Below are 14,543 nucleotides of genomic sequence, written 5' to 3' on the forward strand. Positions count from 1 at the left end.
TCTGGCCATGGAGAAATTGGTTATCCTAAAATTAGGAGACGGTAGCCTTGATACAGGTTTTTCTGTCATTCTTCAAATTAGTGATGCTGTTTATCGACCAACTGCTGAACTAACCGGTTCTTTGCCGCCTGCGTCTAGGCTACGGCAGATTTTGCAACGCTGGCAGACGGCCTACAGACGACTGGGACTGCCCTACCGCCTGGAGGCCAGAAAAGAAGGATTTGCCAAAAATATTTCTAGGGTGGAAGATTGTTCTGTTGTTGCACAAGAATTAACTGAAGAGTTTAATCGTTGGCTGAAGGCAGAGACCTTTCGTCCCCTATGGGATAAATTACTTGAGCAATTAACGCTACAAGATCAAGTTCGTATTATCCTACAGACCCAGCAAACCCTGGTGCAGCAATTGCCATGGCATACCTGGGATATTTGCGATCGCTACCCCAAAGCCGAAATTGCCCTCAGCGCTCCCACCTATGAAAGCATTCCTCCGCAGCCCATTAACCGTCAGCAAGTCAGGATTCTAGCCATTTTTGGCCACAGCCAGGGAATTGACATTCAAACCGATCAAGCCTTGTTGAATCACTTACCTAATGCTGACATACAGTTTTTGGTAGAACCCAATCGACAGCAACTAACGACATACCTGTGGGAGCCCCAGGGATGGGATATTCTCTTTTTTGCTGGGCACAGCACTAGCCAGACGAATTCTCCAGTTAAATCCATTGGACAGTTATCACTTAATCCCACCGACAGTCTAACCATTCCTGAATTAAAACACGCCCTAACAAAAGCCATCAAGCGGGGCTTAAAAATAGCACTGTTTAATTCCTGCGATGGATTAGGACTGGCTCAAGCACTGTCAGATCTCCATATTCCCCAGGTACTGGTCATGCGAGAACCTGTCCCTGACCGAGTCGCCCATGAGTTTCTAAAAGCCTTTCTGGAAGCTTTTGCTCGTAAGGAGACATTTTATTTAGCGGTGCGAGAAGCAAGGGAAAAACTACAAGGGTTGGAAGATTATTATCCCTGTGCGACATGGTTGCCAATTATTTGCCAAAATCCAGCTGAGCTGCCACCAACGTGGTCAACTTTAACAAATATTACCAGCGAACCCATTGTTAAACCATTATCTAAAAGCAGTTGGCAAGTAGTCTTGGGTGCTAGTTTGATCACTGCTGTTGTCAGCTTTATTCTCCTGGGATTACGTCAAATAGGTATCTTTCAAAACTGGAACCTATGGGCACTCGATCAGCTCATGCAACTTCGCCCCCGCGAATTACCAGATTCTCGTATTTTGATCATTACCATCACAGAAACTGATATTCAGGCCCAGGATGCTGAATATAGACGAGGTTCTTTGTCTGATGAAGCCTTATCAGCTTTATTAGAAAAGCTAGAACCCATGGAGCCCCGAGTCATCGGACTTGATATCTATCGAGATTTTCCAGTGAGTCGCCATCAGCCTAGGCTAGTAAACCAGTTGCAAACCAACAATAAATTATTGGTTACCTGTAAAACCAGCAGTGCGGATAAGAATATTCCCGGTATTGCACCGCCTTTAGAAGTGCCCAATGAGCGCATAGGCTTTAGTGATTTTGTTACTGATTCTGATGGTATTTTGCGTCGTCATCTGCTGGCACTAACACCTGAGCCCGTATCTCCCTGTCAGGCAGGATATGGGTTGAGTACATTACTTGCCCTACGGTATCTAGCCCAGGAAGGCCTTGAACCAACGGCCTCTTCTAACGGTTATTTACAAGTCGAAGATGTGATCTTTAAACCGTTAGCCCCTAACTTTGGGGGCTATCAAGGCGTGGATGCGGGTGGCCATCAAGTTTTATTAAATTATCGAAATTTACCATCTCTCGATCAAATAGCAGTTCAAGTAACTCTGAGCGATATTTTAGAAGACCGAGTCAATGCAGCTCTAATTCGCGATCGCATCGTTTTGATTGGAACCACCGCGAGTAGCATGGGTGACTATTGGCTCACCCCCTACAGCTATAAAACAATAAAGGGTGAGCAGGACACAGCAGGCGTCTTTATGCAGGCTCACATGGTTAGTCAATTATTGAGTGCCATACTAGACAGGCGTCCATTAATCCAAACCTGGCCAGAATGGGCAGATATTCTATGGATAGTTAGTTGGGGGGCTGCTGGTAGTGGTCTGGTCTGTGGGATAGTCTATGGAATTAGACCCCGTGCAAAATTCTACCTATATTGGCTACTAATGGGAGGACTTATGCTTGAATTAAGCTTGTTTGGACTGTGCTGGTTAGGTCTTGTGCAACTGGGGTATTGGTTACCTTGGGGGGGAGCTGCGGTTTCAATTGTTATAAGTATGGCAGGTGCGATCGTTTGGCAAACACAGAATACGATTGCTGACTTAAAGGACGAACCGATCTAGAGCTATTACTATTTGACGGCATCTTACAGCTGAAGTCATCCCGAGGATCAACAACACCCACAAAGTAATGTACCTATCATCCATGAAAATCATGAAATTACTTAGTCGAATTGTTGTTTTAATGTGTGCAAGCACACTCAATATTATTGGGGGCAATGGGCTTTCAGAAGCTGCCTCAGCTTTGCCAACAGTATCGGGAAATAACCCATTTTTCACTCATGTGACTAATGGCTATAGCACTGCTGATCGACTTTTTGCTAGCAATACGATTACATCAACAATTGAATTTACTCCTCCCGTGTTGACCGATCGTGATCGTCCTCGTAGTGGCAATCGCTACGGAGGTGCTAGCCGTGGTTGTGCAATCCCTGGTGAGCCGTCTTTAACCAATAAGTTAATTGCCCTTGTGCCAGCTACTGAAGCATCTTCCAGCAAACCAGAATTGAGCCTTACAACAGAGGCATATCCATCTTTCTGGTTTCATATTCCCTATGCATTAGATGACGATATTGCCCTAGAATTTGTCTTAGAAAATGAAGAAGGCAACAAAGTTTATCAGACTAAATACATCTTTAATACTGATAAGCCAGGTATTATAAAATTCTCCCTACCTGAAATGTCGCCCCCACTCAGTATTGGCACATCTTATCAATGGTATTTTTCGGTATATTGCAATTCATCTACCCAGACCATTTCAGATCATGTCCATGGCTGGATTGCTAGAACCAATATTTCTGGAAACTTAGAGGCTCGCCTAGAAAATGCATCAACGCTAGAGAAAGCCTCAGCCTATGCTGATAATGGTATCTGGCAAGAGACGTTAACAACTTTAGGTGAACTTTATCGAGCGGAACCACAAAATAATATTGCTAAATTCAACTGGCAGAACCTGTTGGCAACTATTGATTTGCAAGACATTGCCGAAGTCCCACTACTTGAATGTTGCGACACAACTGTTTCATTGGACTTATCTGGGAATTAACAACCTTTTAGTGGCACTGCATGCACTGCCACTAAAAGGTTATTTCAAAAATCTCTCGCATTGGTTTTTAAAGTCATCACCACGGGCTTCGAAGTTGGCGTATTGATCAAAGCTGGCACAGGCGGGAGACAGGAGAACAACTTTTGCCTTGAGTCCCAGGGCAATCTCTTTACTCCGTTTAACAGCATTTTCCATGGTGCCGACATCTTCAAAGCGACCATAGCCCACATCGATCAGGCGTTGGCTAAATATGGGGGCAGCATCACCGATCAGAAGAACCTGGGCGGCTTTTTCTTTGATCCGATCTAGCCAAGCATTATCATCGCCTTCTTTAGAGGCACCACCTGCGATCAAAATAGTGGGTCCATTGACTGACCTAAGCCCCACTTCTGCTGCGTCATAGTTGGTGGCTTTGCTGTCATTAATAAAGTCAACACCTTCCCAGGTGATGACATGTTCTAGTCGGTGGGTAACACCAGAAAAATTCTCGATGGCGATGGCAATGGCGGCATTAGGAATACCGGCTAATTTGGCAGCGGCGACGGCCATTAAGAGATTTTGTAAGTTGTGACGACCGACCATTTTGAGGCTATTGGCCATGAGGACCTGTTCACCCTGGTGTACCACCCAGCCATGTTGGTCAATATAAGTACTGGGGATGAGGGGGGCGATGGCGTTGGGGCCATCAATACTGGTCCAATAGCTGTTGTCCCATTGGTTTGCCAGGGTCTCTCTTAGATAGGCGTCATCACCGTTGAGGATGCGCTTTTCACTACGCTCTAGCAATGCCGCTTTGATGGCGTAGTAGTTTTCAATGGTTTTGTGACGGCTGAGATGATCGGGGCTGAAGGTGGTCCAAATGCCGATTTTCGGTTTGGGGCCAATGGCGGCTTCGATTTGGTAGCTGCTGAGTTCTGCAATCACCCAGTCGGGTTCGGGGTCTAGGGCAACTTGGCAGGCGGCATAACCGATATTGCCACAAGCGGGAGCATTGAGATTCGTCGCTTTGAAGATGGCGGCGACTAGCTCAGTGGTGGTGGTTTTCCCATTGGTGCCAGTGATGCCAAGCCAGGGTAGGTGACTGAGGGCTCGCCAGGCGAGTTCCATCTCACCAATGGTGCAGATGCCTTTCTCTCTGGCCTTGACCAGACCTGGTAAGTCCCAGGGGACTCCGGGGCTGGCCACAGCTAAATCCATGGGATCGTCGCCAGAGAATGTATGCCCTAGTTTGACCTCAATGCCTTCTGCTGCCAGGGTTTGTTGCTGGACGAGTTGGCGTTCGCCGTTGTTGCGATCGCTAACGACCACATCCCATCCTTCCTGCTTTAATAGCCGTGCGGCGGCCACCCCAGATAGCCCCAGGCCAATTACATAGGCAGTAGGCTGAGACTCGGGTTGACCTAGATTGGCTGATTCCATGATTAATTCCCTACTACCCAGGTCAGTAAATGTAGCAGATTAACCGGGGGAGTAGGGAGTGGGGCTTAACCTTTAACAATTGTCCCAAAGTCTGCCAGCACCCTGGCATGGTTACGTAACAGACCAAGCAGGTTCAAGCGATTCTTGCGAATAGCGGCATCATCGTCCATCACCATGACGCTGTTATCCCCATCAAAGAACTCAGCGACGACAGGGGCGGCCTTTTTGAGACCGTCAATCAGCTTTTGGTAGTTGCGCTCGGCTTGGGCCGCTTCGGTTTGGGGGACTAGCTGTTGCAGGCTCTTGTGGAAGGCTTGCTCAGCAGGGGACTGGAAGAGGTCTGGATCGACGATGCCTGATGGGTCCAGGCTGGTGGTGTCAAGTTCGCCCTTCGTCGCGAGCTTGGAGGCACGGTTGACGGTTTCATAGACGCTAGCCAGGGTCCCGTTGGTGCGAATTTCTTGAAGGAAGCGGGCTCGATCGCGGGCATCCAACAAATTACTCAGTACCCTGGCTCGATAGTCGGGGTCTTCTTCGCCCACTACGGCATTGATCAGGTCATAGTCGATGGCCTCGTCATCTTGGAGCAAGGTGCGTACGCGTTGCTCAAAGAAGGATTCTAGCTCCTGTCGTAGTTCAGTTACGTTCACACCGTCACGGTCAGCTGCGAAAGTCGTGGTGATTTCTGTGATTAATTCAGTCAGATTAAGGTCTAATCCTCCGCTCCAGATGATGCTGACAACCGCGTTAGCAGCCCGCCGCAGGGCGAAGGGGTCAGAGGAACCCGTAGGTTTCATGCCCAGGCTAAAGATGCTTACCATCGTGTCAAGACGGTCGGCCAGACCAACAACCTGTCCGGTGAGAGATTGGGGCAAACTGTCCCCTGCCCCTTTGGGTAGGTAATGTTCAGAGATGGCAGTGGCGACTGACTCAGGTTCTTTGCTATTACGGGCGTATTTTTCGCCCATGATGCCCTGGAGTTCGGGGAATTCGCCCACCATCTGGGTGACGAGGTCGGCTTTGCACAGGAGGGCTGCCCGGTTGATCAGGTCGGTTTGGGGGGTGTCTAAGCTGAGTTGGGTTGCGATCGCACCTGCCACACCCACAATCCGATCCACTTTCTGACGCATGGACCCCAGCCGTTCCTCAAAGGTAACCATCTCTAGTTTAGGTAGGTAATCTGCCAGAGTCTGGGTACGGTCGGCATTAAAGAAGAACATACCGTCCGATAGACGGGCACGAATCACCCGCGCATTACCCTCGGCAATAATGTCGGACTTGGCTGGGTCGCCGTTAGAAATGGTAATGAAATTAGGCAGCAGGCTGTCGCCAGACTTGAGGGGGAAGTAGCGCTGGTGGCTTTCCATCTCGGTAATGGCCACTTCAGAAGGCAGTTCTAGAAACTCCTCGTCGTATTTGCCAACTACAGCGGTGGGCCATTCCACCAGGTTGATCACTTCGTCCAGCAGCTCTGGATTAACGATGGCTTTACCCTTAACCGTCTTAGCTGCTTTTTTGACCTGGGCGACGATTTTTTTACGGCGCTCTTCTGGGTCCACATCTACATAGATGGACGTCATCGCCTCGACGTAGCCGGTGGCATGCTTGAGGGTGATGGGTTCGGGGTGGAGGACGCGGTGGCCCTGGGTGGTGCGATCGCTCACGCACACCTCAGACCCATTGGCCAGGGTAATGGGCAACACCTGATCATCCATCAGTGTCACCAACCAGCGCACGGGACGGGGAAACTTCAGGTCGCCATCGCCCCAGCGCATAAACCGTTTACCCTCCAAGCCCAAGATCCACTGGGGAATCAGCTCAGTCAAAATATCAGTGGCCGCTCGCCCAGCAATTTTCTGGGTGACGAAGATAAACTTCCCCTTCTTCGTGTCCCGAATTTCAAAATCATCCACCGTCACCCCACGGGAACGGGCAAACCCTGCCGCCGCCTTGGTGGGTTCACCATCCTTAAACGCCGCTTTAACCGACGGACCTTTCGCTTCTTCTTCCCGGTCTGGCTGGCGTTCCGGTATGCCATTCAGCACCAGGGCCAGGCGACGCGGGGTGCCGTAGATTTCGATACTGTCCGGGCTAAGCAGTTGCTCCCCTAAGGCCGCTGGAATTTTTGCTTTCCATTGGTTAAGGGCATCGCCGACAAAGCTGGCCGGCAGGTCTTCGGTACCGACTTCGAGTAAGAAGGTCGCCATGGGTGCGCTAAAAAGGTTGAGTCAAAACCTTAGTATTATGGCAGGAATGAGGGTTTGTGGAACGTTGACTTCGACTTCGCTCAGTCAACATCGGCTTAGCTGGCTGCAAAATTAGGATACCAATAGAATGGTTGGCAAGTAATGGAGGGTTCAGGTCATGCAAACACTAACTAAATGGTCAGTCGCAGACTATCAGCGAATGCGCAATCTAGGTATTCTTGACCAGCGTCGCTGTGAACTCATCCAGGGAGAAATTTGGGACATGGCACCAGAAGGAGAGTTTCATCGGTTTATCAACCATCGAGGTGTCAATTATTTACGAGAAATAATGCAGGGTAAAGCAGACGTGTTTGAAGCCCATCCCATTACCCTAACTGACTCTGAGCCACAGCCAGATATTGCCGTTGTGCATCCACCCGATACTCGTTATCTAAAGCATCATCCTTATCCAGACGATATTTATTGGTTAGTTGAGATTGCAGACACTACGCTAACCCACGATTTGAATACCAAACGAAAGCTCTACGCCTCAGCCGGCATCGCAGAGTACTGGGTGATTGATGTCAAAAAGAGGCAAATGACGGTATTCAGAGACTTAAAAGACGATGATTTTTTAAATCAAACTACTGTCAGCAATGGAGTTATTTATCCAAGATCGTTTCCCAATGTGGCCATTGAGGTTCAAAAATTAGTTTGCATTCCAGACTAATTTTTGATCAAACTGTACTGCAATGGCGGGACGTTTTCCTTTTTCTTCTCGCTGATCGGAAACCGGTAACTGAACTAGAAAAATATCGCCTCTAGCCATTTTCTTCGGCAGAACTTCGCTGGGCTCATAGCCACTATTCTGCCAGACTGAAATCGGCTTGTGGTGTTTTCTATTTCAGAAAATCCAGTGACCTAACTTAGGCATAAGGTTGCCAACTAGCAATCCAGGTTTATGGGGCCACTGGCCCAGCTGTAAAAGTCTGGAGCGAGTTTAACAAGCTTGCCAATGGTTTCGTCATTAGCCCATAACACTACGGGGAAATGAAACTGATGGCGAAATTCGTTTCGCATCTGGTTGGTGGTAATTAAAAATTCATCTAGATCGCTAATGTCATCTAAGCCGATTACCATTAAGCCTTGAAATGTCAGGCTAACAGATTGAATCGCTGAGAAGAGACTTCTAGAATTTTCTGGTAGATATAGGATACGAGGCTGAACTGAGTAATGCTCATTCAGCTGTTGAAATACGTTGTCTAACGATCCTGGCTGATTGCTGCGTACCAGAATTAATGTAAACCGATGGGCTGACAAGGAAAGTGTCCTAGCCAAACTTTTTAGCGATTGGTTTTGCCGTGCTGTCAATGGGTTGATGGTTTCAGTCAGCTGTGATGTATCTGCACTTTTAGGGTTTGCGTTGAACTGCCGTATTGTATCCATTGAGATGCCTGTGCGGGCAAGCCGCTCCTGATTAGTGTACAAGCTTAATAGTTTGATTGAGTACCTTGCTGAGGTATCCAGGAAACATCAAAAGCCTAGTACGCAAGCTTTTCATTCTATTGAGATGCAGATCAGGATGATTGTAGGTTGCAGTATGCCACTTTAAGGAATAGTTGACTATTCAGCTTTAATCAGTGGAAAAAGTTACCTGCAAAAGGAAACTCAGCTAAGTAGCTGAGTATGCCTTGCTTTTACCCAGAACTAACTGACTTCAGTAAAAACCGATAAGCATTGAGAAACCTTGTTTTCAGGAGAGATTCTGGTGTTTGTAGGATTGACAATCTCCATAGGCAAATTGAGTTAGATACTACAAGCATGGATATCAATTTACTCAAGAGGTAAGTCTGGATGAGAGTGTACAGCCGAAAAAGTGTCCCCTCTCATCAGGAATAACACTAATGTCTAACGCAAATTGATTGGGCAAGCTTCTCTAAGCAAACATGGCTGAAATTGCTAAAAAATGATCCTCTAGTCAGCAATTTAGCTAATTCCCTAAAGGCGTTGGCACAATGCCTACAGCTATTTGAATATCTGGATCTTTGATTGAAAGTTGCCAGAATTCAATTGCTGACTATTTTTTATCCAAAAGCTATCAAGTCTTAATTAGTAGCGTTTTTGGAAAGTTCTGTCTAAAGAAAATTAAAAATCAAAAAAAGTCGATTTAATTAGTCCGGACAGGATATTCCTTTCTAGAAAAACGAATTAGCAATTGGTTGTTTACACGTTCCTCGTCATGACTAAAAGACTTTTGTTTTTAATTTCTGTTGTTTGTGGAGTACTTATAGCATTTACTATGAGTACTAGCAGTTTTCAGACATATCGAGCCAATGAACCTTTGAAAACAGCAGAAGTAGCTCAAGCTACTTCTGCTCAGGAAGATACAATTAGAGAATGTGCAAAAGAGTGTAACAAATGGACATTAGGCATCCTTTGCAATCATTATATTGAAGTACCATTTTTTCCTTTTGGGAAACCTAGTTGCTATCGAGAAGACTGGGATTTTGATAATGATGGTGTAATGGACGTAAAAACAGAAGAAGAATATGAGAGAGCTCTTGCCAACCTATCCAATGCAGGAGAGTAATACGCTTAGAAAGCCAAAAGCTTCTCATAAATTATAACCACATATCTGCTTCAACTCTGAAGAATCAAGTTTCTTCTCATCTGTATAGGTGCATCCTACTTTCATAAGATCACTAAGAAGATCGTATTGTTCCTCACTTGTTAGATAACCTGGATTCCTTAAAAATTCTTCTGTCTTTGCTATCGTTACACTTAAATCTTCTTCTTTAGCAGTTATTCCAATCAAAATATTTTGAAAAGTCAGCATTGTTTCTTCAATGATGTATTCAGAGTTTTCTACAACAAAAAAATTGTCTTTGAAGTCAAAGCGACTGCTTAGAGAAGAACCAGCATAAAGAATATTTTCGAGAGCCTCATCATTTCTCCCGTCAGCCAATAATTTCTTTGCATTTTCTCTGTGTTTTTCAATTTCATCATGAGCCTGAGATGCTATCAGATTTGTGAGAACCTTGTTCTTTATCTGCTCTTTTCTTTTAAAGTGTTGATTTTGAATTCTGAATATTAGATAAGAAGCAGTAATGAAAAACACTAAGAGAAGTGGACTAAAAAATAATAGCCTACCTTTATGAGTTTTTTCTATCATTAGTTCTGCTTCAGTTTGCTGTTGTCTTTTCTCAATCACTCTTTGCTGACTTTCTGCATTCTCTTTTTCAAGGTGTGCAATTTCAAGTTCAACTTTCTTATCTTCGAGCTCTTTAGCTAGCTTAGCAATCCGAGGCTGTTGTCGCCGGATAAACTCTACCAAGTAGTCATGGACTAATTGGTAGCGATCCGAAGGACTTTCAGGCAGTAAGAATACTAAACCTGACTCTTTAAATATTTCTAAAATAAAATCTAGTTTTTCAGCTTCTGGAAGTAGATCTCTTTTTAAGTCACTTAGATCCGTTTCAAGCTCTTCACGGGTCTTAGAAGGCCGAGTATTATTTTCCCCAGTCAGCACAAATAAGATCAGCTCAGCAGCTTGTCTATTCTCTGGGCCACAATCTCGAATTACTCCTTCCAGATAGTTTTGTACTAAAACTTCTTTGGGATTGTCACCTAAAGCTATGTACTGATTAAACGTTCTGATCTTTTCTTCCTGTAGTTGTGCTCCTACAACCTGTAGCTCAATAGGTCGTACTTGCTTAGAGTCTCCAGCTAGATCCTTTACTAAACAGTCAATCAATTTAGGTTCTAAGGCAAGTTGAAAACGATTAGTGAGTCCTTGAATTACTGCCTGAGCACTTTTGATGGAAAAGTTTTCGAGTTCATAACGATGGTGTTTGTTTAGAACGTTAGTATTGATACATTCAAGATCTTTATATCGTTCCCATTCTAGTAAATGATGAAGATAGTCTTCTCGCAGAGATAGAACGACTTCGACAAATGGAATCTTAAGGCAATGACTCAAAAAAGTGAAAAATGCTTTGCGTTTTGAACTATCTGGCTGATTAACGAAAAATTCTTCAAACTGGTCAAAAATTAGAACAGTTTGAAGGTTATGATATTGAATCTCTTGAAGCTGTTCCAATAGAGTTTGATTGGATGAAGATGTATCAGATGTTTTATAAGGTAACTTCTGGAGTTGCGAATCTAAATTCTCTTTGAGTTTATATTCCCAATTCAGATATCTCCGTAAAAGAACAACCAGCATATCTCGTGCATTGATAGTTTCTTCTTCTAGAGCAGGAATTAACCCGGCTTGAATTAGTGAACTTTTACCAACTCCTAGTTGACCATGGAGAATGGTTAAAACATAATCATCGCGAAAAATACGTTCCTTCAAACGCTCTACATCCTTCTGACGTCCAGACGCAGCAATTTCTTCTGCAATTGTGCCTGAAGAACTAGCATTTACATTTGTCTGACGGTTAGGGCGTAAACGACCTGCTCCGATGAAGGCACGCAAACCATACTGACTTTCAATCACCAGTTGTACACGCTTGCAGTAAAATGCTTCGCGGTATTTTTTTTGGTCAAAATATAAATTTCTTAGCTTTTCCAGAATCTGGATATAAAGCTGAGGATCTTGTTTAATATAACGATGAGTTTTGTCCTTGGGCTTGAAATGGTCACGAGCCTGACAGAGGACACTAATTGCGGTTTGAGGTTGTTGTGATTTTTGTAATGCCTCTGCCAGTAAAAGACTATAGCGACTTTGCATTAACCTCTGATCAGGCTTGTTTGCTAGTAGCTGGAGTGCATGTTCTCCATGTTGGATCGCATCAGTATAGTTTTTGGTATACTGCAAAGCGATTTCTACTAACAATCCACTTACCTTAGCTTGCTCAACAGTGTCAGGATAAGTCCTATGTAATGCTTGTGCTTCATTTAATAGAGTTTGCAACTCATCCCATCGTTTCAGATGTTTTAGAGCATCTCCTCGATAGCTAATGAATTTTGCCCTTAAATCAGGGCGATTAGCAGCATCAAAGGTAGCCAAACAGTCTTGCAAGTGATGGTTAGCTGTTAAGAAGTAGGATTCATTGGCCACTGATTCTGACTCCCCCCAAGCCAGATAACTACGACCAAGGCACAGCAGTAAAAGTCCCTGCCGCTCTAAATGTTGTTCTAAAAGATTATTCTCTTGCCAGAACCGTAAGCTTGTCTGATATTTTTCAATTGCCGCCTGAAAATCTCCTCTGTTGTGGCTTTCCTGACCCAGAACAAACTGTAGGCTAGCTTCTAAATCAGGAGCTAATGCTGTTTGCTGAGTTTGTAAATCTTGTCGAGCGGCTTTGACTTCTCTGGGAGAGAGGGCACGCTCTGTAGTTTGTAATAGATCATCAACGGATACATCACCAGTGGAATTGAGCAAATTAGCAAATAATTGATCAGTTTGCTGTTGTAGAAACTTTTGCAATTCTGATGATGACAGTTGAAATGTAATTGGACTGGTGGCCCAGCTGTAAAAATCAGGGGCTAGACGCACCATTTGACTCAGCACATCATCGGTAACCCACAAGACTAATGGACAAATAAACTGCTTCCTGAATGTGTCCCGTACCTGGTTGGCAGCTAATAACAGTGTTTCTAGGTTTTTGTTTTTCTCCAGTTCGGTAATGACTAAGACCTGAGGTACATCATCCTCTAGTTCTGATTTGATGGCGGTAAATAACGTATGGGAGTCAGTTGCAATCGCTATTTCTCGCATCGTAATCGTGGTGTCCTGGTACAACCGCTCCATGATTTGTGCTTGCAGGTGAGCATAATTGCAATGGACCAAAATCAGGGAAAACCGCCGTCCACTAGACAACACTATAGCTCGCTGCAAACTCTTGAGCGATCGCTGATTTTCAGGGGATAGTATCTGTCTAGGAAGAGCATCAACCATGGCTATCTAGAGGGAGGTTACGAATTTCCATTGAACTGACGAAATTTTTCGGTTTCTCGTAGCGCTGGGTTAATGTCAAACCAACGACCCTGTTCATCATAATATTCAAAGACAAACAGACTACGCAATAGGGTTTGGTGTCCTTCTTCTCCTCTTACAGTTTGCTGCTGGATAACCTGATGCAGTAGTTCCCATTCGTCATCGGTAATGCCTAATGTTAAACCGTCTCGATGCTCTCGAATAGCGCGCTCCAAACAATCTCGAGAAATGGGTGGATCATCTTCCTGTAAGCATCGATATAAAATGCCTAACAGGGTACGGATATGCCCTCCACTCACACAACAAAGACGATCCAAGGTCTCCTGGCTATCAAAAATTCTCAGGATATGCTCCAAACGCTCTTCTGGTTCAGTCGTTGGAAAGGCCCTTGCCATCACCATCTGTCGTAATAATGCCAATCCTTGATCATGACTACTTTGATCTCGATTTAGAACGGGCACCATGGGTAATACGTGGGGCTTAACTCCACCTCCAAAGCGGTTAGTCAAGGCTTGGTATTCATTGGAAAACAACAGCACTAGTGGAATGGTATATACCACGTGGCAGTTGAGTTGGCGTAATTGATCACCTCGATCTACAAATAAGTATTCGGGTTGAGTTCGAGCACCGCCAAATTTAGATCGGTTATCAATGCGATCTAAATTATCGATAATTACCACAAGGCCTTGTTTCCCTTGCAGTTTAAGCTTTTCTGTAGCAACTCCTAAAACATCTCTATTCAAAACCTCTAGGATATTACTAGTTCGAGGTTCTAGATATTGTCGTAAACGACTTCTCAATTTTGGGCTTTCTTTTGTTTGGGCTGCGAGTTTACCTAGCCCCATGGGCAAGGCAAACTCATTTTCATAAGAGAGTTCAACAGGTGTTTGCAAAAAATCTGCTATTTCATTGAAAAGCTCTTGAAAATAGCTTGGTTTAATCTGAATATTAACTTTTTTAAGGCTTTCTGTAACTTGGCGAATAATCGACAAGAATATATCTGTAATATCTACATCAGCTATATCTAAATCTTCTGTGGACTCAAAATAAACAACATGGAACCCCTGGGCTTCTAAATCGGATTGGAGACGACGTAGTTCGGTGGACTTACCACAGCCAATGTGACCGGTGAAGAGCTGACACGTAGGCTGATTGGTCCGAGCTTTGAGTAAAATTGTGCGTTTGACAAGCTCGATAATTTTACCGCCTCGAACAGATGCGAAATCTGTGTAGTACTGACGATCTTCTTGATTACCAATGATTAGGGTTCTGCTTGGATCACAAGCGTCAAAAAACTTCAGAAAGTCGAAGTCCATGGCTGGTAGGGTAGATGCTTAAGCTTTCTACGGATTATGTTACGTATATATGCTCTGTAGCAATTTTATTTGTGCTCAGATTATATATCAGCAACTCTAGAAAATCACCTAAATGACTTACTCTACTTAGTCGTCCCTGAAATACTAGCTCAGGTAAGAGCTGCAGGGGGTTTCATCCGTTGCAATAGGGTATAGAATTGCCAGAGAAGCCTCCAGATTGAGTCAAAAGCTTGCAAAATGAACCGTTCATCTAGCCCCTCATCCCCCAGCTCTGAGCCCAGCCCTTCGGGGT

The 14,543-nt window shown here is 44.7% G+C and carries 9 protein-coding genes; 4 read left to right on the plus strand and 5 right to left on the minus strand.

Features of this window, described 5'->3' with window-relative positions; translation table 11 throughout:
- Positions 1–7 precede the first annotated feature (7 nt).
- A complete protein-coding gene (locus IXB50_RS12505; protein ID WP_215609306.1) occupies positions 8–2,407 on the plus strand; it encodes a CHASE2 domain-containing protein in 2,400 nt (799 codons plus the stop codon).
- 91 nt (positions 2,408–2,498) lie between these two features.
- Complete coding sequence (locus IXB50_RS12510) at positions 2,499–3,389, plus strand: DUF928 domain-containing protein (protein WP_215609307.1); 891 nt, start codon at positions 2,499–2,501, stop codon at positions 3,387–3,389.
- A 39-nt stretch (positions 3,390–3,428) separates the two neighbouring features.
- Here the strand turns inward: IXB50_RS12510 and murD are convergent, their stop codons facing one another.
- Together murD and glyS are read right to left on the minus strand one after the other, a co-directional pair.
- The gene (murD, locus tag IXB50_RS12515) at positions 3,429–4,808 is read right to left on the minus strand and encodes a UDP-N-acetylmuramoyl-L-alanine--D-glutamate ligase (RefSeq protein ID WP_215609308.1); all 1,380 of its coding nucleotides are present in this window, start codon (positions 4,806–4,808) and stop codon (positions 3,429–3,431) included.
- Positions 4,809–4,873: 65 nt separating this feature from the next.
- On the minus strand, positions 4,874–7,015 hold the full coding sequence (gene glyS / locus IXB50_RS12520) for a glycine--tRNA ligase subunit beta (RefSeq protein WP_215609309.1): 2,142 nt from the start codon (positions 7,013–7,015) through the stop codon (positions 4,874–4,876).
- A gap of 157 nt (positions 7,016–7,172) precedes the next feature.
- Here glyS and IXB50_RS12525 point away from each other — a divergent pair, with 157 nt between their 5' ends.
- The gene (locus IXB50_RS12525; protein WP_215609310.1) at positions 7,173–7,724 is read left to right on the plus strand and encodes a Uma2 family endonuclease; all 552 of its coding nucleotides are present in this window, start codon (positions 7,173–7,175) and stop codon (positions 7,722–7,724) included.
- 215 nt (positions 7,725–7,939) lie between these two features.
- On the opposite strand, the gene IXB50_RS12530 is transcribed toward IXB50_RS12525, so the two are convergent.
- Positions 7,940–8,440: a hypothetical protein gene (locus IXB50_RS12530; protein WP_215609311.1), complete on the minus strand. Its 501-nt coding sequence runs from the start codon at positions 8,438–8,440 to the stop codon at positions 7,940–7,942.
- A gap of 793 nt (positions 8,441–9,233) precedes the next feature.
- On the opposite strand from IXB50_RS12530, the gene IXB50_RS12535 reads away from it, so the two are divergent.
- Positions 9,234–9,584 (plus strand): hypothetical protein, encoded by a 351-nt coding sequence (locus tag IXB50_RS12535; RefSeq protein WP_215609312.1) that lies wholly within the window; start codon positions 9,234–9,236, stop codon positions 9,582–9,584.
- A 24-nt stretch (positions 9,585–9,608) separates the two neighbouring features.
- On the opposite strand, the gene IXB50_RS12540 is transcribed toward IXB50_RS12535, so the two are convergent.
- Both IXB50_RS12540 and IXB50_RS12545 read right to left on the minus strand, forming a co-directional pair.
- Positions 9,609–12,896, minus strand: coding sequence for a tetratricopeptide repeat protein (locus tag IXB50_RS12540; protein ID WP_215609313.1), 3,288 nt, complete (start codon positions 12,894–12,896; stop codon positions 9,609–9,611).
- Between the two features lie 17 nt (positions 12,897–12,913).
- A complete protein-coding gene (locus tag IXB50_RS12545; protein WP_215609314.1) occupies positions 12,914–14,251 on the minus strand; it encodes an ATP-binding protein in 1,338 nt (445 codons plus the stop codon).
- Positions 14,252–14,543: the final 292 nt, after the last annotated feature.

The organism is Leptothoe spongobia TAU-MAC 1115, assembly GCF_018739885.1.
Classification (GTDB): Bacteria; Cyanobacteriota; Cyanobacteriia; order Phormidesmidales; family Phormidesmidaceae; genus Leptothoe; species Leptothoe spongobia.